Below are 19,349 nucleotides of genomic sequence, written 5' to 3' on the forward strand. Positions count from 1 at the left end.
CTGCGTCCAGGGGCGCCTCCGGCAGAAGCCGACAAGCCGTCACATCCGGCTCTCAGCAGGCGAACCGCCCACCTCGGCACTTCTCAAAGACCCTGTGAGGACCGTGGCTGGATTGCGCTGGAAAAGGCGACCCCGGCCTCGGTCCAAACCGATCATCTTGATGATCTTATTGATCATTCTGGGTTATTCCCGAGCAGTCCGGCCTGACGCCGCGACGGTCGACCTACGGTGCTTCACAGGGCGGGTTCCAAAACCGGTGCCCGTCGCTGTCGACAACCAAGGGGAGGCGCAGATGGCGAGCGTGGAAGTGTCGCTCAAGGAACTGATGACCGGGATCGAGGGGTCGCTGGGGGCGGCCGTCGTCGACTACACCAGCGGTATGGCTCTGGGAACTCTGGGCGGGGGCAAGGACCTCGATCTGATGGTCGCGGCCGCCGGGAACACGGATGTGGTCCGCGCCAAGGTCCGCACCATGGAGCACCTGGGCCTGGAGAGCGAGATCGAGGACATCCTGATCACTCTGGGCGGGCAGTACCACCTCATCCGGCTGGTGACCGGGCGAAACGGCAACGGCCTGTTCCTCTACCTCGTCATCGACAAGGCGCGCTCGAACCTGGCCATGGCACGGCATCAGTTGAAGCGGGTCGAGGAGCAACTCGAGGTTTGACCGCATGCCAGGACCGGGCCGACGCATGCTCATAAGTTGAAGAATTCTTCAAGTCATCACATGGGAAGAGTCCCAACTCATGAACGAGAGTCGTCCGGGCCGAAGAGAATGAGCAGAGAGGACCCGTGGCGCGGTCACTTCGGCATTCCCGCGCCACGGGAAGCGATCCCCGACCGGCAGGAAGAGCGCAATGCGAGTCCCTCTCTATCAAGCAAAAGCGGAGTTCTTCCGTATGCTCGGGCACCCGGCACGCATCAGGGTCCTGGAGCTGCTGCAGCACGGGCCGGTCGCGGTGCGGGACTTGCTCGCCGACATCGAGATCGAGCCGTCGAGCCTGTCCCAGCAACTGGCCGTGCTGCGCCGTGCGGGCATCGTCGTGTCCATCCGGGAGGGCTCAACCGTCAGCTACGCACTCGCCGGCGGTGATGTGGCCGAACTGCTCCGTGCGGCCCGCCGGATCCTCACCGAGCTCCTGGCCGGGCAGAGCGAACTCCTCGTCGAACTCCAGCAGACCGACGACTCTCCGTCCGTGACGGTGGCCGACCAGGCCGCCGCGGAGAGCGTCCGCTGACACGGGGCGACCCCACCCGGAGACCACTCGCCCGCCGACGGCGTGAACCACCACGCACGGCGGGCGAGTAGGCCTCATGGCGTGAGCGGACCGGCCCTGTGCCGGTCTGTTTCGCGTGGGGGCCGGCCCACGGCGGTTTCGCCTCGGGACCGGCATCCGGCTTTCGCGTCGGGGGCCGGAACACCGCGGTGAACCGGTGCACGCGATCGCCGTGGGAGAGGGATGAAAGCTGCTACAGCTTTTCTAGTCATTCGTAGTCGTTTCCAGTCGGATGTCTCACCTACATTGGGCTCGTGAAGCTTTCGGAGTGGGCGCGTCAGCAGGGCGTGAGCTACCAGACCGCCTGGCGGTGGGTGAAGGACGGGAAGATACCCGTTCCCGTCCGCCAGGCGCCGTCCGGGACATGGCTGGTCGACGAGGTCGTCGTCCAGCCGTCCGAGCGGGTGGTGGCCTACTGCCGCGTGTCGTCCGCCGACCAGAAAGCCGACCGCGAGCGGCAGGCCGCCAGGGTCGTGTCCGGCGCGAACGGGCTGGGCCTGGCCGTCGCCGAGGTCGTCACCGAGGTCGGTTCGGGGCCGGACGGGCGGCGGCGCAGGCTGCACCGGGTGCTGGCCGACCCGCAGGCGGCGGTGATCGTGGTCGAGCACCGTGACCGGCTGGCCCGGTTCGGTGTCGAGCACCTCGAAGCGGTCCTCTCGGCCTCCGGGCGGCGCCTGGTCGTCCTCGACGCCGCCGAGACCGCCGATGACCTCGTCCGGGACATCACCGAGGTGCTGACGTCGATGCGCGCGCGGCTGTACGGGCGCAGGACGGCGAAGAGCCGCGCCGCCCGTGCGGTGGCGGTGGCGACCGGCGAGGCCGCCGGGTGAAGAGGTTCCGGCCGCAGCCAGGTTTCGTGGTCCAGGCGTACCGGTTCGCGCTGGACCCGAACGCCGCCCAGGAGGCCGCGCTGCGTTCGCACTGCGGGGCGGCCAGGGCCGCGTACAACTGGGCCATCGCCTGGGTCACCGCCTCGTGGTGGCAGCGCCGCGCCGAGGAGACGTACGGCATCCCCGCGGCGCATCTGACCGAGTGGCGGCCGTGGTCGCTGCCCGCGCTGCGCAAGGCGTTCAACGCTGCCAAGCACACCGACCCGCGGTTCGCCTCCTGGTGGCAGGACAACTCCAAGGAGGCGTACTGCACCGGCCTGGCGAACGCAGCGGCCGCGTTCGACAACTACGCGAAGTCCAAGAACGGCAGGCGGCGCGGCAAGCGGCTGGGCATGCCGCGGTTCAAGTCGAAGCGGAAGGCGCGCCTGTCGTGCCGGTTCACGACCGGCACGATCCGCGTCGACGCCGACGGCCGGCACGTCACCCTGCCCCGCCTGGGCACGATCCGCGTCCACGAGCCCACCGGGAAGCTCCTCGCCCGTGTCCAGGCCGGGACGGCCCGGATCCTGTCCGCGACCGTCCGCCACGAACGCGGGCGCTGGTTCGTCTCCTTGCAGGCCGAGGTGAAGCGCGACCTCGAACGCGTGGCCCGCCCGAACGTGGCGGTCGGCATCGACCTCGGCGTGAAGAGCCTCGCGGTGATGGCCGACAGCACGGGAGAGATCCGGGAAGTGGCCAATCCGAGGCATCTGGACGGTGCGCTGAAGCGCCTGCGCCGCGCCTCCCGCACGGTGTCCCGCCGCCAGGGCCCCGACCGCAGGACCGGACGGCAGCCCTCCAAGCGGTGGGAGAAGGCCAACGCCGCCCGCAACAAGGTCCACCACCGGGTGGCGAACCTCCGCGAAGACGCCCTGCACCAGCTCACCACGGGCGTTGCGGCCGAGTACGGCACCGTCGTGGTCGAGGACCTCAACGTCGCCGGCATGCTCCGCAACCGGCGCCTGGCCCGCCGGATCGCCGACGCCGGGTTCGGGGAGATCCGCCGCCAGCTCGCCTACAAGACTCAGCGCAACGGCTGCCGCCTCCTGGCCGCCGACCGCTGGTACCCCTCCTCCAAGACCTGTTCCGGGTGCGGCGCGGTGAAAGCCAAGCTGCCGCTGCACGTGCGGACCTACGCATGCGACGCCTGCCGCCTGGTCATCGGCCGGGACGCCAACGCCGCACGCAACCTCGCCGCCCTCGCGGCGGCCGCAGCACCTGGTACCGGAGTGGCCGGAGACCAGGACACCGCCCCGGCGGTGTCGAAGCCTCGTGGAGCCGACCGGAAGACCCGCGCCACCCGCCGTAGCCGCACGGCGCAGGCGGGGCGGGCAGGTGGCGCAACCCTGCCGCACCGGCGGCAGACGGAAACGAGAGACCGTCCTCAAGCCGAAGCCCCTCACGGGCTGGTGATGTGACGTACCTTCCGGGCCGGAATGCCCGGAATGCTGAGATCTGACTACGGTCTTGGCAACGGATTCGAAAGCGGCACGCATGAGCGCGGCGAGTCGGGGTAGACGCTGCGTCGCGGCCGAGTACGGCCGCGTGACGGTGGGATCGCCCTTGGCGGATCGGGAGAGGAACAGTCATGGTGCTCACGGTGACAGCGACGACTCAGAAGGCCGGCATGCCCGACGTGGTCGATCCTTCCCGGGTGGCGCCGAAGGACGCCCGCGAGCTGTCGAAGCTGTTCTTCGGGCAGTTGGAGGTGCTGGAGGAGGGCACCGAGGAGTACAGCTACGCCCGCAGCACGCTGATCGAGATGAACATGACCCTGGTGCGCTTCGCCGCCGGCCGGTTCCGCAGCCGGAACCCGGAGGAGATGGAGGACATCGTCCAGGTCGGCATGATCGGACTGATCAAGGCGATCGACCGGTTCGAGCTGTCACGGCAGACGGAGTTCACCTCCTTCGCCATCCCCTACATCGTCGGCGAGATCAAGCGCTTCTTCCGCGACACCACCTGGGCCGTGCATGTGCCGCGCCGCCTTCAGGAGGCACGCGGGCAGCTCGCCCGGGCGACCGAGGAACTCAGCAGCCGACTCGGCCGTACTCCCACGGACAAGGAACTGTCCGAGCTGATGAGCCTGCCCGAGGACGAGGTCCGCGAGGCCCGCCTCGCCGCCAACGGCTACAACTCCTCCTCCCTGGACGCCACGATCAACAGCAGTCAGGACGGCGAGACCGTCCTCCAGGACTTCATCGGAGCCGAGGACGAGGCCTTCGAACTGGTGGAGGACTTCCATGCGCTGGCTCCGCTGATCGCCGAACTCGACGACCGGGACCGTGAGATCATCCATATGCGGTTCGTCGAGGAACTCACACAGGCCCAGATCGGTGCCCGTCTGGGCGTGTCCCAGATGCATGTCTCCCGCCTCCTGTCGCGCTGCCTGGCGCGGCTCCGTGAGGAACTGCTCGCCTCCGACTGACCTCGAGGAACGTTTGAGAACGGGGGAGTGGTAGTTCGGATGGACGGGGATTCCCAGGGCGAGTGTCGCGACGGCCCGCGCCCTGTAATGGCCGAGGCCACGATCGCCCTGTCCGGGGACGGGCCGTGCATCGCCGAGGCCCGGCACTGGACGGCGGCGTTCCTGGTGGGCGAGGCGGCGGTACGTGCCGTGATGTCGGAACGCGTCGTGAGCCTCGCCCAGTTGGTCGTCAGCGAGTTCGTCACGAACGCCTGCAAGTACGCCCCCGGCCCGATCCTGCTGCGGCTCTGTGTGACGGGCGCGGCGCTGGAGGTGGAGGTCTGGGACAGCCATCCGGTCCTGCCGGTGGCCGGGCACGCGGACCCTCACCGGGTCGGGGGGCACGGTCTGGAGATCGTGAAGGCCGTCGCCGCCGACCTCGCCGTCGTGCCGGAGGTGGTCGGCAAGCGGGTCACCGCCCTGATCCAGCTGGACTCCACCGCCGCGCTCGACGCCTGCCCCAGCGGACCCTCGGCCGTCGGCTGCGCCCGTCAGGAGCGTTGAGCGCGGCCTTGCCCCGGTCCGGCTTGCCCCGGTCCGGCGGTCAGCCTGCGGGCGCGGGGAGCGGCAGCAGGGCCACAACCTGTTTGCCGACGTTGAGCGTCACCGTGTGCACCTGCCTGCACAGCAGATGGACCAGGAGCAGGCCATGTCCGCCGACGCGTTGGGCGTCAGGCGCCTTGCGCCGGGGCAGGTCGGGTGAGCTGTCGCTGACCGCGATGCGCAACTGGTCGGCTCCCGGCGGGATTTCGAGCAGGAGTCCGCACGGCCCGGGTGCGTGACGGACCGCGTTGGTGACCAGCTCGCTGACGACCAGTTGGGCGTCCTGGCTAGGCCTGTGCTCCGGGCGGTGCCCCGCCCTGGTCAGCAGCGTGCGTACGGCGTTGCGGGCCTCCGCGATCGAAACGTGCGACGTGTCCCAGACAGCGTTGTAGCGCCACGGCGCCGGCCGTCCGGAGCTGTCGGATGTCCTGTTGCTGAGAGGGGTGACCATAATCGTGATCCCTGTGGGTCTTCTCCGTTTTCCTGGCATGGTGCGGGTTTGCTTCTCAGTGCCTTTTACCCCGTGTCGGCGCCGGTATCGCCCTCATTTGCGGAGGTCGGGTGAGAACCGGCTCACCTTCCCGCACGCCGGCGTGGAATCCGCCGCCGAGACGTGCGGAATGGGGAGCGGAACAGGCTGAGGAATGGCCCGGACAATGACGCCGGATAGACGCCAGGGCATGGAAACGGCCCCCTCGGGGAAGAGGGGGCCGTTTCCATGCCGGGAGAAGGAGTGTCAGTGCTTGAACGTGTCCTTGGCCTTCTCCTTGGCCTCCCGAGCGTCCCCCTTGCTCTGCTCCCGCCGCCCTTCCGCGGCCATGCGGTCGTTGCCTGCGGCCGTTCCAAGAGCCTCCTTGGTCTTGCCCTTGGCCTGCTCGGTCTTCGCCTTGGCCTTCTCGTGGGCGCTCATGGAGTAGCCCTCCTCGTGATAGGGAACCGGATGTCTTGACGGTCGACGGGTACCCCCGCGCCTTCTTCATAAGCAAGGCGGTTTCGGGAATGGCTCGGGATATTCGCAGCGGCCGGAGATTGACAGCAGGACGGAGATTTACGCCCGCACCCGAAGGGCCCGGCCGAATGACGGCCGGGCCCTTCGGGTGTGACGGCGCGCGGTGCCGGCGGGAGCCGTCGGCCTCACCGTCTGCGGCCGCGGACAGCCAGGCCGGAGACGCTCCCCGAGAGGTGCACCGCCAGCGCGGTGAGGCCGAGAAGCATCAGGTTGGTCGAGGTGAACACGTCGTTGGTCGAGATGTCGGCCGCGTTGATCAGAAAGGCGATGAAGAACAGAACCGCCGAAGCGATGGCCAGCACGAGGTCTTCCTCTCCACAGAGTCCGATGGTGCGTGATGCACCTTCGGATGCCCCGAGAAGGCCGCTCCATACAGGCGGCGAAGCGCCGGGTCGCGGTCGCGTCACGGATGCCATCCGCCCGCGGTGCCGTCCGTCGGGGGATCGCGGAAGGATGGTGCGGGCGAATGCGGATGAGTGCGGCAAAAAGCACTGTTGCCGTTTGACAACAATGGCCATGAGGCAACAAAGTGACGATGTCAGAGCGCACGGGGAAGGACCTGGAATGCTCCGGTGGACGGAGACTGCTCCGTGTGCCGGCCGCCGTCACCGCAAGGCGATGGCGGCATCGGTGCCGGGCGGAGGCGGTCAGGCGGTTCGGCTGCCTGGATCAGCGGTTTCTTCGTGTATCTGCGTGGAGGCGGTGGCACAGAACGACTCCAGCCCCTCCAGCAGCGCTGTCCGCTTGGCGGCGGGCATGTCCGCCAGCACCTTGTGCAACTCCTGCTCCCGGCGGGTGCGCAGGTCGTCGAGGAAGGTGCGCCCCCGGCTGCTGAGGTGCAGCCGCACCTCACGTCTGTCGGCCGCGCTCACCACCCGTTCGACGAAACCGGCGGCCACCAGGCGGTCACAGAGCCGGCTGGTGGACGGCGGGGTGGACGCGAGCGACTCGGCGAGCGTGCGCAGGTTGATGCCGTCGTGGTGCTCGAGGATGTGCAGCACGCGCAGCTGGGACGCGGAGGTGGGTGCCGTCGAAGCCCGGCCCCACACGACTTCCAGCAGCTCAACGGCCTTGGTGGTCACACGTGCGACCTCATCGGGCTCTGGGCGGCGGCGGAAGGCAGTCACGATCACACTCTCGCAGGCACTGGGGTGCCTGTCAGCGTACTAGGCGCACGCGCGGGTGACAGATGACACAAGGTGAGCGCCGTCGTCTTCCGGGAACCCGGTCAGGTGAGTGAGGTTCGCGCATGTTCGGTGAAAGATTGGTGTACTGCTCATCATGAAGAGACTTGTGGCCGCTGAACGCGCTCTGCGTGCGGCGGCTCCCCACGGGTTGCTCGACGTCCTCCGCGCCGTACTGATCGATCAGTACGGCGCGGAGGACGCCGAACTGTTCCTGGCCGACTACGGCCTGACCGTGCTGCGGCCGGTGTCGGCGCGGCGGCACGCGCCGGAGTCGGTGTCGCTGTACAGCAGCCCGGCAGGCCGTGCCTTCGGTTCCCAGAGCCCCTACCGTGAGGCGTTGCGGGACGGGCGAGCCGCGCTGCACCTGCCGGTGAGCGTGCGGGGCGAGCGCCTCGGGGTGCTGACCGCGGCCTTCCCCGAGAGCGACCTCGCACAGCAGCACCAGTCCGAGCTGGTCGAGATCGCCGACGTGCTGGGACGCGAGGTGCTCGTCGCCGAGCGTGACACCGACGTGTACCTACAGGCACGACGCAGGGACCGGCTCACCCTGGCCGCCGAGATGCAGTGGCAGTTGCTGCCCGGCCGCTCCTGCTCGCGCCCCGAGTACGATCTGGGCGCCCAGCTGGAGCCCGCCTACGACATCTTCGGCGACAACTTCGACTGGTCCGCCGGCGCCGACCACCTCATGCTGTACGTCACCAACGGCATGGGTGAGGGCATAGAGGCCTCGCTGCTGACGAATCTGGCCATCAACGCGCTGCGCAACGCCCGGCGCGCCGGGATCTCCATCGCCGACCAGGCCGCCCTGGCCGACCAGGCCGTCTACGCCCACTACCGCGGTCGCTGCTATCTGTCCGTCCTCATGTTCGACTTCGACCTGGCCACGGGCCGGGCGAGCGTCGTGGACGCGGGCTCCCCCCAGCTGCTGCGGCTGCGCGACGGCGTCGTGGAACGGGTCGACTTCGAGGCGCAGCTCCCGCTGGGCATGTTCGAGGAGACCGACTACGTGGCGCAGGAGTTCCAGGCCGTGCCCGGCGACCGGCTGGTCTTCGTCAGTGACGGTGTGCACGCGGTGGCCTCGCCGAAGGGTGAGGCGTACGGGGTGGCCGCGCTCGCACGGGCCATCCAGTCCACCCGGCTGCTGCCCGCCGCCGATGTGCCGCGGGCCATCCTGCGGGAGCTGTCCGGCTATCGCGGCGAACATCTGCCCGACGATGACGCCCTGGTGCTGTGCCTGGACTGGCACGGCAGGCCCGCCGGGCGGTGACGCCGGGAGGCCCGGCCGCGGCGCCGCTTGGTGTTCGCCTCCGGCCGTGCCCGCTAGCATTTGTCGTCCGGCAATAATTGCCGGATGGCGGATCGGATCGTCTGTGAGCGGCCTTCTCGTCGACCCGAAGGGGGCGGTGTCCGTGCGGGTGCAGGTATGGGTGCCTCCTGCCGGGGCCGAACGGCCGAAGAGGGCGCATGATGCATGACCCGCCCTCCTCGGCCACGCGCCTGCCCATCGGCTCGGACGCCGATCTCGCCTGGGTGCGCCGACAGGTGCGCCAGGCCGCGGCCCGACTCGGCTTCGGCCTCGTCCAGCAGACGAAACTGGTGACGGCGGCCAGCGAACTCGCCCGCAACACCCTCGTCCATGGCGGTGGCGGGTACATGGAGATGACGTCCCTGGACGAGGGGGGCCGGCCCGGGCTGGGGCTGGCCTTCGTCGACACGGGTCCCGGCATCAGGGACGTCGAGGAGGCGATGACCGACGGTTTCACCACCGGCGGCGGTCTGGGCATGGGTCTGAGCGGGGCGAAGCGGCTGGTCGAGGAGTTCACCCTCGACAGCAGGCCGGGCCAGGGCACCACCATCACCGTCGTCGCATGGCTCTCCGGCGTCCCTTCGCCGCGCACCGGTACGTCGTGAGCAGGGGGAGGGCGGCCTGAGCGGCCGTACCCGGTGCGATCGGGAGCGATCAGGGCGGTGCCGTGCCCGCACCGCCGCGCGGCGGGTCGTGCTGAGCCGCGAGGAACGCGTGCAGGCCCCGTCCCAGGGCCTCGCGCCCGGCGGGTTCCATGGCCGCGAGTACCCCGGCGAGTGAGTGCGACCTGCGCGAGGCCACCTCGGCGAGTATCTGCCACCCCCGCCCGGTGAGGTTCAGCCGCACCTCACGGCGCCTGTGGGGGTGCAGCACCCGCTCCAGCAGGCCTGCCGCCTCCAGCCGGTCGCACAGCCGGCTGGCGGTCGGCAGCCCTATGTCCATGGCGTCGGCCAGCGCGGTGAGATTGAGCCCCGGTGCCGCGTCGAGGATCCGCAGAGCCCGCAACTGGTGCGGCGAGAGCCGCAGACTCGCCTCCTGGAGCGCCAGCGACCACAGGTCGGCGAGCCCGTCCACGGCATCGGCGACCTCCAGCGCGAGGGACAGCGGATCTCCGCCCGTTCCACCCGCCTGGCCGTCCCCGCACCCATCGAGACGCGTCACGAACCCTTCGCTTCCACCGATCGCCTGCACCTACGGGAAAACACGCCTACTGGGACGCGGTACCCGAAGACCGGCGGCGCAAGCAGGCGCGGTCCGTAGTCCTGGGATTCACGGGGTGCGCGGGATCTTTGGGGGGATCCGTGGACCACGGTGGCGCGCGGTGCCAGTAGGCTTCGTTCGTTGCCGTATGGCAATGAACGGGCTCCGACGGGCCCGGCAGAGGCCATCGAGCGGAAGCAGGGCGCATGCTCCCAACACAGCAGGGGAACGCCGGGGCGCGGGCCGCTCCGGGGTCCGCCGTCACGGAGGGCGCCGCTCGGGCCTGGCAGGAGCCCTCGGTCCTGCTGGTCGAGGACGACGAGGCGGACGCTCTCCTGGTGGAGGAACTGGTCGCCGACTGCGCGCCGGGCATGAAGCTGACCTGGGTGCGGTCCCTGGCCGAAGCGTGCGACGCGCTGGCGAAGGCGCCGTTCGAGTGCGTACTGCTCGATCTGCACCTGCCCGACTCCCACGGACTGGACGGCGTGGCCCGCATCCGGCAGCACGCCGATGTCGCGGTGGTGGTGCTCACGGGGCTGGCGGAGGAGAGCACCGGCCTCGCCGCGGTCGCCGCGGGCGCGCAGGACTACCTGGTCAAGGGCCGCGTCGACGCGGAGCTGTTCGGCCGCGCGGTGCGATACGCCGTCCAGCGCAAGCTCGCGGAGCAGGCGGCCGCGGCACTCCGGACCGGTCTGCTCCGGGCGGAGGAGAACCGGCGACTGGAGCGGGGACTGCTGCCCACGCCGCTGCTGCGGGACACCACCGGCCTGGAAGTGGTGGCCCGCTACCGTCCGGGGCGGGAACAGGCCCTGATCGGCGGCGACTTCTACGACGTCGTGCAGACGCCGGACGGCAGCGTGCACGTACTGATCGGGGACGTCTCGGGGCACGGGCCCGACGAGGCGGCGCTCGGGGTCGGCCTGCGGATCGCGTGGCGCACGCTCGTGGTCAGTGGTGCCACCGGTGTCCGGCAGTTGAGGACGCTGGAGGAGATCCTGATCGCCGAGCGGACCGGTGCGCACATCTTCGCCACCCTCACCAGCGTGGAACTGCTGCCCGACGGCGGCTCGGCGCATGTGACGCGCGCCGGACATCCGGGACTGCTGCTGCGCACCGGCGGCGACGTGCGGTGGATCGAGGTCCCCGGGGGCCCCGCGCTCGGGGTGCTGCCCGGCGGCGTGGCCACCTGGCCCGTGCAGCGGCTCGACCTGCCGGACGACGGCGCGCTCGTACTGTTCACCGACGGCCTGTTCGAGGGCCGGACCGGCCCCGGAAATCAACGCCTGGGCGAGGAAGGCCTGTTGGAGCTGGCACTCGCGGCGGCACGGCTGCCGGCCGAGGCGTTCGTGGACGAACTGATCGGGCGCGCCGAGTCACTGGCCGAGGAATACGGCGGACTCGTCGACGACGTGGCCGTCCTGCACGTACGCCGGCACCGGCTGCCGACAGGGAACGAGGAAGCGTGACCGAGACCATGACCGCCGCGACCCGTACCCCGGGCCGACTCGGCCGGATCACCGTGCAGGGGTGGTTCCACATAGCCCTGGCGGCGATGATCGCGCTGGTCGTCACCGGTTCGTTCGTCGGCGCCGAACTGCTGTCCCGCACCGCCCGCGTCTCCGACCAGCTGATCGACGAGATCCAGCCGGCCCGCGCCGAGGCCCTGCGGTTGCAGAACGCCCTGCTGAACCAGGAGACCGGAGCGCGCGGCTACGTCATAGCCGCCGACTCCCGCTTCCTCACGCCGTACACCGAGGGTCAGAAGGCCGAGCGCGACTCCACCGCGCGGCTACGGGCCCTCGTCGGTGACCGGGCGACGCTGCGGCAGGACCTGGACGACATCGAGCGGGCGGCGGCCGCATGGCGCCGCGAGTACGCCGACCCGCTGATCGCCGGGGTCTCCCTCAACGCTCCCCGCCCGGCCGACCCGGCCACCACCACGCGCGGCAAGGACGCCTTCGACCACCTCCGCGCGCTGTTCACCACGCAGAACAGCCATCTGAACCAGGCCAAGGCGCATGGGCGTGACCAGCTGGAGCACATGCGCACCGTACGGGACTGGGTGCTCGGCGGCATGATCGCCGTGTTCCTCCTCACCGGCGTCACGCTGGCCCTGCTGGTCCACGCCCTGGTCGCCCGGCCGCTGGGCGGCCTGCGCGCCGCGTCCCGAGAGGTGGCCCAGGGCGACTTCCAGCGGCGCATCCCGGCGGAGGGGCCGGCGGACATCCGGGCCATGGCCGACGACGTGGAGGCCATGCGCCGACGTCTCGTGGCGGAACTCGACGCCTCCCGCGTCCAGCACGAGCACCTGACCCGCCAGGCCGCCGACCTGGACGCGCAGGCGGTGGAACTGCGCAGGTCCAACACCGAGCTGGAGCAGTTCGCCTACGTCGCCTCGCACGACCTCCAGGAGCCGCTGCGCAAGGTCGCCTCCTTCTGCCAGCTGCTGGAGAAGCGCTACGGGGACGTCCTGGACGAACGCGGCACGCAGTACATCGCGTTCGCGGTGGACGGTGCCAAGCGCATGCAGATCCTCATCAACGACCTCCTCACGTTCTCCAGGGTCGGACGGGTCAACGACGCCCAACTCTCCGTCGACCTGGAGCGGACCCTGGACAAGGCGCTCGCCAACCTCGCCGCCGCCGCGGAGGAGTCCGGGGCGGTGATCGAGCGCCCCGACAACCTCCCCGAGATCACCGGCGATCCGACGCTGCTGGTCATGCTCTGGCAGAACCTGATCGGCAACGCAGTGAAGTTCCGGCACCCCGACCGCGCACCCCGCGTCTCCATCACCTGCGAGCCCGATCCCGAGGCCGACGAGGCCGACGAGACGGCCAGGGCCTGGAAGGTGAGCGTGACGGACAACGGCATCGGTATCCCCGAGGATTTCACCGAGAAGGTCTTCGTCATCTTCCAGCGCCTGCACGGCCGCGACGCCTACTCGGGCACGGGTATCGGTCTCGCCCTCTGCAAGAAGATCGTGGAGTTCCACGGCGGTCACATCTGGATCGACACGGCACACACCGACGGCACCCGCTTCTGCTTCACCCTGCCCCGCGCCACGGCGGTCCCGGCCGGCACCACCGCCCCGGCCGACGGGACCGCCCCCGGCCGCACCACCCCGGAAGGACAACCCGTATGACCCCGCCCGCCACACAGCCCATCGAGGTGCTCCTCGTCGAGGACGACCCCGGCGACGAACTCATGACCCGAGAGGCGTTCGAGGACAACAAGATCGGCAACACGCTGCATGTCGTCCGCGACGGGGAGGAGGCTCTCGACTTCCTCTACCGCCGGGGCGCGCACACCGGGGCCCCGACCCCGGACCTGATCCTGCTCGACCTCAACCTGCCCAAGTACGACGGCCGGCAGGTCCTGGAGCGCATCAAGTCCGACCCCGACCTCGCCCACATCCCCGTGGTCGTCCTCACCACGTCCTCCGCCGAGGAGGACATCCTGCGCAGTTACAAGCTCCACGCCAACGCCTATGTCACCAAGCCGGTCGATCTGGACCAGTTCATCGCCGCGGTCCGTCAGATCGACGAGTTCTTCGTGACCGTAGTGCGCCTGCCGCGCCCGGACATGACTCCCAGGTGACGGCCGCCGTGCCCGGTACGCGGCTCAGAAGGGCATACGGCCACGCGCCCGGCGTCCGGCGCCACCGCTGCGGCCCATCGCCCGGGAGCTGGAGCTGAACGGCTTGCTCAGCAGACGGCCGAGGATCCCGGGCGCCTTCGAGCCGGCGCGCGAACCGGCTCCCAGGCCCCGCTGGGCACCGTTCTGCGGGTGGCGCGACAGGCGCGGCAGCAGAAAGGCCAGCACGGCCAGCACTGCACAGGCGACGACGACGAAGCCGATGACCATCTCGGTCTCCAATTCCCGGTGTTCCGAAGCTGACTGGGTGTGCTCCACCGACTGCCCCGTCATACCGCGCTCACACCGTGCGGATCGTCGGCACGGTGACGGCTCCGCGCAGCGCGAACAGGACGGGTGACCGAGAGGTTCGCGGGCACAAGCGGTGATCCACGGATCCCTCACAACGGATCCATCACAAGGGGGCTGCCGCACAGTGACGACACCCGCACGCCGCACACGCCGCATCGGCCGCCGACGGTTCGATCTCCGGGCGACCGCCGTGTACTTCGGCCTTCTCGCCCTGGTCGTCTGCGTGGCGGGGCTCGCCGTGCGTACCGCTGTCGCGACCTTCGAAAGGCGGCCCGTGTGGGGGGTGGCCCTGGGTCTGGTGGCGGTCTCCTCCGCTCTCGCGCTGCGCCGCCGGCGTCGGGGCGCCTCAGCCGTCGGCGCCGCGCAGCGGGCCGCCGAGGCGCTGGAGGCCGCGACGGACACGGCGCTGCACGCGCTGGAGGCGCAGGCCGGGCACTCGCCCCCGCCGACGCAGTACGAGCCGCACGACGACGGCCTCGACCGCGCCGGGACAGGAGAACGGCGCTGTTCCGCGGTCGACCACGACGCCCTCGACGCCGACGAGTTCGAGCAGGCCGTGGCGGCGCTGTGCGAGCGCGACGGCTGCGTCGGGGTCGAAGTCGTCGGTGGTGCGGGAGACTTGGGCGCGGACGTAGTGGCCGTGACGCCGGACGGGCGGCGGCTTGTCATCCAGTGCAAGCGCTACGACGTCGAGAACCGTGTCGGCTCCCAGGACCTTCAACGCTTCGGCGGCACCTGCTACGCGGTGCACGAGGCCGACCTCGCCGTCCTCGTGACCACGAGCGGCTTCACGGCGCCCGCGGTCGAGTACGCCGAGCAGTGCGGGATCCTGTGCCTGGACGGGGAGGCACTGCGGGCGTGGAGCGACGGCACGGGCCCGGCTCCTTGGACGCCGGTGAGCCGCTGAGCAGGCACCCCGCAAGCATTCCTGAGGCAACGGGCGGTGCGGCAAGCGGCGTTGTGATCTGCGCGACGCCGAAGGGGTGTCCGCGTGAGGCGTCGGTCATCCGGGTACGGCTCGCAGGGGAGCGACCGGCTCGAACGTGAGACGTTCCAGCGCGAGGGGGACCATGAGCGGCGACGGTGACAACGACGGCGACAGTGGCGAGGGGCACGACGAGGGCAAGCGACGACGCACCGAACTGCTCTGGCGCACGGTGTTCGTGGTTGTCCTCGTGGCCTGGGTCATCTTCCTGATCTCCATCGCCGGGGACCCGGGCCCGGTGTGCGGCACGGGCCAGGACAAGGGGCCCTGCTGAGCCGAAGCAGTGGGTGAGCGAGCTGCCTCTCACGGCCGGGCCTTGTGAGCCCGTACGGTCCGCGTGGTCCCTGGGGTCCGCGCGGACCGTCGGCCACCCGAGGCCCGAACTCACCGGACGCGGGCACCGGGGCATGACCGCCCCGAACCGTACGCCCACGTCAGGGGTGTCGAACGCCGAAGTCCGACGCAGTAGACGCACGCTGTGAGACGGCCTTGGCCAAATTCTGCTCAAGAATCGGGCGTCAAAGCCGACTTTAGGGTGCGCTTCACCCTGTGTGATCGACGACCCCATTGACCTTCATGTACCTGGCACTTGATCATCACAGCTTGTTCTGGGCACATTTGAAGGAACGGGTGGAGTGTGAAGATCCAACAAGGGGCGCGTGGCTGGCGTCAGGCGCTGAGAGGCGGGGCGACCGCCGTCGCACTGCTGGCGGGACTGGTCCCGGCGGCAGGGGTCGGCGCGTCGCCGGCACTCGCAGATGACGGGGCGGTCTCGGCGGCACCCGACCGCACTCCCGAGGCGAAGGCGAGCGCCCGCGCGGCGAAGACCGGCAAGCGGGTGGCCGTGGACACGCGGACAACCGAGTCGTCCCAGGTGTTCGCCAACCCGGACGGCACCTTCACGCAGGAGATGAACGCCGCTCCGGTCCGCGCCCAGCGGGACAACGGCGCCTGGGCCCCCATCGACACCAGCCTCGCCCGCGCGGCCGACGGTTCGGTGAGGGCGCGGAACACCACGGCCGACCTCGCCTTCTCGGGCGGTGGCGACGGCAAGAGCCTCGTCACCCTGGAGGACGAGGGGCACGAGCTGAAGCTCGGCTGGCCCACCACGCTGCCCGAGCCCCGTCTGGAGGGCTCCACGGCGACGTACGCCGAGGTCCTGCCGGGGGTCGACCTGCGCCTGACCGCACTGAGCACCGGCTACACGTCGGTCCTCGTGGTCAAGTCCGCCGAGGCCGCGGGGAACCCGGCGCTGGCGTCGATCAGGATGAGTGTCTCCGGAAGCCTGGACGTCACCGCCACACCCGACGGCGGATTCGTCGCGCGGGACGGCGAGGGAACGCCCGTCTTCGAGAGCCCGGCGGGGCGGATGTGGGACTCCGCCGGTGACACCGCGGTCGCCACGGACGCGCCGGTCACCACGACCACCACGGAAGCGGCCACCCAGCTCGCCGCCGTCGGCCCGCTGAAGGGCGAGGCGGCAGCCGCGAACGACGATCCCACCCCCGCGGAACCCACCGCGACACCCGCGCCCGCGACCCCCACCCCCGTGCCCGACGCCAAGGGCGAGCCCGCCCCCACGGAGGGCCCCAGTACCGGCGACGCGGAATCCGAACTGCCGCTGAGGGTGACCGACAAGGCGCTGGAGATCACCCCCGACCCCGCCCTGCTGCACGGCGAGGACACCGTCTTCCCGCTGTACATCGACCCGCCGACCAAGGGCATCGCCCTGGGCGACTGGACCGCGCTGTCCTCGGACGGCGACAAGTTCTGGGAGTTCAGCGGGGAGAAGGGCGTGGGTCGCTGCTCCAACTACGCCGGCTACCTCTGCTCCAACAGTCCGTACACGCAGCGCCTGTACTTCGAATACCCGCTGTCCTCGATCCACGGCAAGAAGATCCTGGACGCCACGTTCGAGGTCTACATGACATGGTCGTTCACCTGTGACGCGCAGTGGTACGACCTCAGCCACGTCACCAAGGGCATCTCTTCCAGCACCACGTGGTCCGGCCGCCCCAGCGCGGACGACCTGATGGGCGACCGGCACGTGTCCTACGGCCGAGGCGGGCTGTGCAGCCCCTCGCAGCCGGCCAACTGGGTCCGCTTCAGCGACAACGTCGACGAGGAGACCAACGAGAATCTCACCCCGACCCTCTCGACGCACGCCGCGAACAAGTCGCCCGAGATCACCTTCTCGCTGACCGCGCACGACGAGTCCGACGCCGCAGCCTGGGCGCGCTTCCGCAACGACGCCAAGCTGTCGGTGACCTACGTCTCGTACCCGGACAAGCCGACCTCGTACGGCGTCCAGCAGGGCACCACCGGGCGTGCCTGCAACGCCTCCACGACACCTTTCGCCACCAGCGACACCACCCCCAAGATGCTGGGGACGGTCCAGTCGGTCGACGGCAGCCAGGCGCAACTGCGCGCCCTGTTCGAGGTGTGGAAGGCCGACGGCTCCAGCCGCGCGTGGTACGCGGCCTCACCGAGCAGCGCGTGGGTCGCCGACAACGCGGTCCGCGACGCGTCCACCACCGCACTTCCGCCGCAGACCGACTACCGGATGCGGGTCAAGACGCAGGCCTACTACCAGACCGACCGGGGCACCACCGGCGTACTCGACTCGTCCTGGTCGTCCTGGTGCTACTTCCGGGTCGACACCGACTCGCCTCCGGCGCCGACGGTGTCCAGCGCGGACGGCGTCTACAAGCCGGCCGAGACCCACCCCGCCGCGGGCGCGGTGGGCACCGCGGGCAAGTTCACCTTCACGCCCGGGGACACCAACCCCACCCAGGCCGGCATCCAGTCGGACGTGGTCAGCTACCGGTGGAGACTGAACAGCGGCGCGGTCTCCCCGCCCATCCCGGTCGCCCAGGGCGCGTCCACCACCCAGTCGATCCCTCCGAACCAGGCCGGTGAGAACACCATCCAGGTCTGGGGCTACGACGCCGCCGGACACAGCTCCCTCACCGGCTACTACAGCTTCCTGGTGAACGGCGCCGAACAGCCCGCGGGCATCTGGCACCTGGACAGCACCCTCACCGACGCCACCACCGCCACCGCGCACCCGCTGACCAACTCGGGCGCGACCTGGGACACGTTGGCCCGCAACGGCGCCGGTGCGGCGAAGCTCAACGGCACCAGTGCCTACCTCAACACTTCCGGCGCGGTCCTGGACACCACCAAGTCCTTCACCGTCTCGGCCTGGGCGCGGCTGACGAAGAAGGACGTCAACTACACCGTCCTGTCCCAGGCGGGCACGAACGCCTCAGGCTTCCAGCTGTACTACTCCAGCTCGTACAACGCCTGGATCTTCAACCGTCACCAGACGGACGTCGTCGACCCGGTGATCATCCGCTCGATCGGCACCAAGCCGCCGGTCCTGAACGCCTGGACACACCTGGCGGGTGTCTACGACGCCGCCGCGCAGACCGTGCAGCTGTACGTCAACGGCGTTCCGCAGGGCGCTCCGACGCCGTTCACGGCCACTCCGTGGAAGGCGTCCGGCAACCTCCAGGTCGGACGGCTGTGGCACAACACGGCGGGCAAGGAGTACTTCTCCGGCACCGTCGACGAGGTCAAGGTCTGGTCCCGCGCCCTCGCCGACTCCGAACTCGCCCACGATGCCTGGCTGGAGGACGAGGACCTCAGCGACGGCACCTCCGGTGACCCGGTCCCGGTGCTCGTCGCCAAGTGGGACGCCACGGACATGGTCAACGCGACCGGCACCACGGTGAAGGACACCAGCGGCTTCGGCCGCAACCTCACCCTGAACGGCGCCACGCTCGCCCAGATCACCACCGGTGACCCGGACATCGGCGAAGAGGTCACGACCTCGCAGACGATGTCCCTGAACGGCACCAGCGCGTACGCCACCGCCGCCGGACCGGTCGTCGACGACACCGGCTCCTTCACCGCGACCGCCTGGGTGACGCTGGACCCCGCCAAGCTCGCCGACACCACCAAGTCCTACTCGGTGCAGGTGTTCGGCCAGTCGGGCACCAGCCAGTCCGCCTGGGGCGTCTGGTACCAGCAGCCGGCCGGCAGCACCCAGGGCCGGTGGACGTTCGGCCGTCCCGACAAGGACGGTACCGGGGCGGTGTGGACCACGAGCGAGTCGGAGGCGCTGACCACGGCCCAGCTGGGCGTTCCGGTCATGCTGACCGTCGTCTACGACGCGCAGGCGGCCGCCGACCCCGACGACACCTCCAGGCTCGGCGGCCTCAAGCTCTACGTCGACAGCGGGCTGATGGGTGACCAGGACGGTGTGTCGTACTCGGCACCCTGGCAGGGCGGCGGCGCGTTCGAGATCGGCCGGGCGAAGATCAACGGCGCCGCCGCGCGCTACTTCCCCGGAACCATCGACAGCGTCCGTGTCTGGGCCGGAGCCACCTCCACCGACATGATCGCCAACCGGCGCAACGCCGAGCAGTGACAGCCGCGGGCCGGGGGGGGCCCCCCCCCCCCCCCCCCCCCCCCCGTGCCCGGCCGCCCCCCCCCCCCCCCCCCCGCCCCCGCGCCCCCCCCCGGCCACGCCGGGCCACCCCCACCAAACCCCTCA

Annotated in this window: 20 protein-coding genes; 14 read left to right on the forward strand and 6 right to left on the reverse strand. The window is 70.3% G+C overall.

The genetic code is table 11. The features are described 5' to 3' along the window. Window positions 1-292 precede the first annotated feature (292 nt). The 6 genes from ACFYR0_RS37375 (at window position 293) to ACFYR0_RS37400 (ending at window position 5,117) form a co-directional block, all read left to right on the forward strand. Window positions 293-667: a hypothetical protein gene (locus tag ACFYR0_RS37375; RefSeq protein WP_386383359.1), complete on the forward strand. Its 375-nt coding sequence runs from the start codon at window positions 293-295 to the stop codon at window positions 665-667. 190 nt (window positions 668-857) lie between these two features. Then, the gene (locus ACFYR0_RS37380; RefSeq protein WP_389338724.1) at window positions 858-1,238 is read left to right on the forward strand and encodes an ArsR/SmtB family transcription factor; all 381 of its coding nucleotides are present in this window, start codon (window positions 858-860) and stop codon (window positions 1,236-1,238) included. Window positions 1,239-1,531: 293 nt separating this feature from the next. Beyond that, the gene (locus ACFYR0_RS37385) at window positions 1,532-2,107 is read left to right on the forward strand and encodes an IS607 family transposase (protein WP_389338727.1); all 576 of its coding nucleotides are present in this window, start codon (window positions 1,532-1,534) and stop codon (window positions 2,105-2,107) included. A 26-nt stretch (window positions 2,108-2,133) separates the two neighbouring features. After that, complete coding sequence (tnpB, locus tag ACFYR0_RS37390; RefSeq protein ID WP_389338730.1) at window positions 2,134-3,564, forward strand: IS607 family element RNA-guided endonuclease TnpB; 1,431 nt, start codon at window positions 2,134-2,136, stop codon at window positions 3,562-3,564. A 170-nt stretch (window positions 3,565-3,734) separates the two neighbouring features. Then, on the forward strand, window positions 3,735-4,574 hold the full coding sequence (locus ACFYR0_RS37395) for an RNA polymerase sigma factor SigF (protein ID WP_389338733.1): 840 nt from the start codon (window positions 3,735-3,737) through the stop codon (window positions 4,572-4,574). 39 nt (window positions 4,575-4,613) lie between these two features. Continuing rightward, window positions 4,614-5,117 (forward strand): ATP-binding protein, encoded by a 504-nt coding sequence (locus ACFYR0_RS37400; protein WP_389338736.1) that lies wholly within the window; start codon window positions 4,614-4,616, stop codon window positions 5,115-5,117. Between the two features lie 40 nt (window positions 5,118-5,157). Here the strand turns inward: ACFYR0_RS37400 and ACFYR0_RS37405 are convergent, their stop codons facing one another. The 4 genes from ACFYR0_RS37405 to ACFYR0_RS37420 all read right to left on the reverse strand — a co-directional run bounded on the left by ACFYR0_RS37405 (window position 5,158) and on the right by ACFYR0_RS37420 (window position 7,247). Next, window positions 5,158-5,607, reverse strand: coding sequence for an ATP-binding protein (locus ACFYR0_RS37405; protein ID WP_389338739.1), 450 nt, complete (start codon window positions 5,605-5,607; stop codon window positions 5,158-5,160). A gap of 285 nt (window positions 5,608-5,892) precedes the next feature. Continuing rightward, window positions 5,893-6,066, reverse strand: a complete 174-nt coding sequence (locus ACFYR0_RS37410; protein WP_389338742.1) for a CsbD family protein — start codon at window positions 6,064-6,066, stop codon at window positions 5,893-5,895. A 224-nt stretch (window positions 6,067-6,290) separates the two neighbouring features. Further along, window positions 6,291-6,467, reverse strand: a complete 177-nt coding sequence (locus tag ACFYR0_RS37415; protein WP_386383348.1) for a hypothetical protein — start codon at window positions 6,465-6,467, stop codon at window positions 6,291-6,293. 345 nt (window positions 6,468-6,812) lie between these two features. Continuing rightward, window positions 6,813-7,247 carry a MarR family winged helix-turn-helix transcriptional regulator gene (locus tag ACFYR0_RS37420; RefSeq protein WP_389338746.1) on the reverse strand — a complete coding sequence of 145 codons (435 nt, stop codon included), beginning with the start codon at window positions 7,245-7,247 and terminating at the stop codon, window positions 6,813-6,815. A 199-nt stretch (window positions 7,248-7,446) separates the two neighbouring features. Here ACFYR0_RS37420 and ACFYR0_RS37425 point away from each other — a divergent pair, with 199 nt between their 5' ends. Further along, window positions 7,447-8,619, forward strand: coding sequence for a PP2C family protein-serine/threonine phosphatase (locus ACFYR0_RS37425; protein WP_389338749.1), 1,173 nt, complete (start codon window positions 7,447-7,449; stop codon window positions 8,617-8,619). Window positions 8,620-8,819: 200 nt separating this feature from the next. Continuing rightward, window positions 8,820-9,263, forward strand: a complete 444-nt coding sequence (locus tag ACFYR0_RS37430) for an anti-sigma regulatory factor (protein ID WP_389338766.1) — start codon at window positions 8,820-8,822, stop codon at window positions 9,261-9,263. Between the two features lie 49 nt (window positions 9,264-9,312). Here the strand turns inward: ACFYR0_RS37430 and ACFYR0_RS37435 are convergent, their stop codons facing one another. Beyond that, the gene (locus tag ACFYR0_RS37435; RefSeq protein WP_389338752.1) at window positions 9,313-9,819 is read right to left on the reverse strand and encodes a MarR family winged helix-turn-helix transcriptional regulator; all 507 of its coding nucleotides are present in this window, start codon (window positions 9,817-9,819) and stop codon (window positions 9,313-9,315) included. A 245-nt stretch (window positions 9,820-10,064) separates the two neighbouring features. Between ACFYR0_RS37435 and ACFYR0_RS37440 the strand changes: the two genes are divergently transcribed. Genes ACFYR0_RS37440 through ACFYR0_RS37450 form a run of 3 tightly spaced genes read left to right on the forward strand, consistent with a single transcriptional unit; the run spans window position 10,065 to window position 13,455 of the window. Further along, window positions 10,065-11,324 carry a PP2C family protein-serine/threonine phosphatase gene (locus ACFYR0_RS37440; RefSeq protein WP_389338755.1) on the forward strand — a complete coding sequence of 420 codons (1,260 nt, stop codon included), beginning with the start codon at window positions 10,065-10,067 and terminating at the stop codon, window positions 11,322-11,324. An 8-nt stretch (window positions 11,325-11,332) separates the two neighbouring features. Then, entirely contained in the window at window positions 11,333-13,000 is a 1,668-nt protein-coding gene (locus tag ACFYR0_RS37445) for a CHASE3 domain-containing protein (RefSeq protein ID WP_389338769.1), read from the forward strand. After that, the gene (locus ACFYR0_RS37450) at window positions 12,997-13,455 is read left to right on the forward strand and encodes a response regulator (RefSeq protein ID WP_389338758.1); all 459 of its coding nucleotides are present in this window, start codon (window positions 12,997-12,999) and stop codon (window positions 13,453-13,455) included. The genes ACFYR0_RS37445 and ACFYR0_RS37450 overlap by 4 nt, the downstream gene beginning before the upstream one ends. Window positions 13,456-13,479: 24 nt before the next feature. Here ACFYR0_RS37450 and ACFYR0_RS37455 read toward each other — a convergent pair whose 3' ends face one another. Beyond that, the gene (locus tag ACFYR0_RS37455; protein WP_389338772.1) at window positions 13,480-13,722 is read right to left on the reverse strand and encodes a DUF6411 family protein; all 243 of its coding nucleotides are present in this window, start codon (window positions 13,720-13,722) and stop codon (window positions 13,480-13,482) included. A gap of 205 nt (window positions 13,723-13,927) precedes the next feature. Here ACFYR0_RS37455 and ACFYR0_RS37460 point away from each other — a divergent pair, with 205 nt between their 5' ends. The 3 genes from ACFYR0_RS37460 (at window position 13,928) to ACFYR0_RS37470 (ending at window position 19,223) form a co-directional block, all read left to right on the forward strand. Further along, complete coding sequence (locus tag ACFYR0_RS37460; protein ID WP_389338761.1) at window positions 13,928-14,710, forward strand: restriction endonuclease; 783 nt, start codon at window positions 13,928-13,930, stop codon at window positions 14,708-14,710. 163 nt (window positions 14,711-14,873) lie between these two features. Then, complete coding sequence (locus ACFYR0_RS37465) at window positions 14,874-15,062, forward strand: hypothetical protein (protein WP_389338763.1); 189 nt, start codon at window positions 14,874-14,876, stop codon at window positions 15,060-15,062. Between the two features lie 564 nt (window positions 15,063-15,626). Then, window positions 15,627-19,223 (forward strand): LamG-like jellyroll fold domain-containing protein, encoded by a 3,597-nt coding sequence (locus ACFYR0_RS37470; protein ID WP_389338775.1) that lies wholly within the window; start codon window positions 15,627-15,629, stop codon window positions 19,221-19,223. Window positions 19,224-19,349: the final 126 nt, after the last annotated feature.

Origin of the sequence: Streptomyces sp. NPDC005017, from assembly GCF_042873115.1 — a bacterium.
Lineage (GTDB): Bacteria > Actinomycetota > Actinomycetes > Streptomycetales > Streptomycetaceae > Streptomyces.

Excerpts from the sequence above, each read along its gene's own strand:
- ACFYR0_RS37430 (WP_389338766.1), top strand. The coding sequence starts at position 8,820 with ATGCATGACCCGCCCTCCTCGGCCACGCGCCTGCCCATCGGCTCGGAC.
- ACFYR0_RS37380 (WP_389338724.1), top strand. The coding sequence starts at position 858 with ATGCGAGTCCCTCTCTATCAAGCAAAAGCGGAGTTCTTCCGTATGCTC.
- ACFYR0_RS37410 (WP_389338742.1), bottom strand. The coding sequence starts at position 6,066 with ATGAGCGCCCACGAGAAGGCCAAGGCGAAGACCGAGCAGGCCAAGGGC.
- ACFYR0_RS37465 (WP_389338763.1), top strand. The coding sequence starts at position 14,874 with ATGAGCGGCGACGGTGACAACGACGGCGACAGTGGCGAGGGGCACGAC.
- ACFYR0_RS37405 (WP_389338739.1), bottom strand. The coding sequence starts at position 5,607 with ATGGTCACCCCTCTCAGCAACAGGACATCCGACAGCTCCGGACGGCCG.
- ACFYR0_RS37450 (WP_389338758.1), top strand. The coding sequence starts at position 12,997 with ATGACCCCGCCCGCCACACAGCCCATCGAGGTGCTCCTCGTCGAGGAC.
- ACFYR0_RS37455 (WP_389338772.1), bottom strand. The coding sequence starts at position 13,722 with ATGGTCATCGGCTTCGTCGTCGTCGCCTGTGCAGTGCTGGCCGTGCTG.
- ACFYR0_RS37425 (WP_389338749.1), top strand. The coding sequence starts at position 7,447 with ATGAAGAGACTTGTGGCCGCTGAACGCGCTCTGCGTGCGGCGGCTCCC.
- ACFYR0_RS37400 (WP_389338736.1), top strand. The coding sequence starts at position 4,614 with ATGGACGGGGATTCCCAGGGCGAGTGTCGCGACGGCCCGCGCCCTGTA.
- ACFYR0_RS37440 (WP_389338755.1), top strand. The coding sequence starts at position 10,065 with ATGCTCCCAACACAGCAGGGGAACGCCGGGGCGCGGGCCGCTCCGGGG.
- ACFYR0_RS37445 (WP_389338769.1), top strand. The coding sequence starts at position 11,333 with ATGACCGCCGCGACCCGTACCCCGGGCCGACTCGGCCGGATCACCGTG.
- ACFYR0_RS37395 (WP_389338733.1), top strand. The coding sequence starts at position 3,735 with ATGGTGCTCACGGTGACAGCGACGACTCAGAAGGCCGGCATGCCCGAC.
- ACFYR0_RS37375 (WP_386383359.1), top strand. The coding sequence starts at position 293 with ATGGCGAGCGTGGAAGTGTCGCTCAAGGAACTGATGACCGGGATCGAG.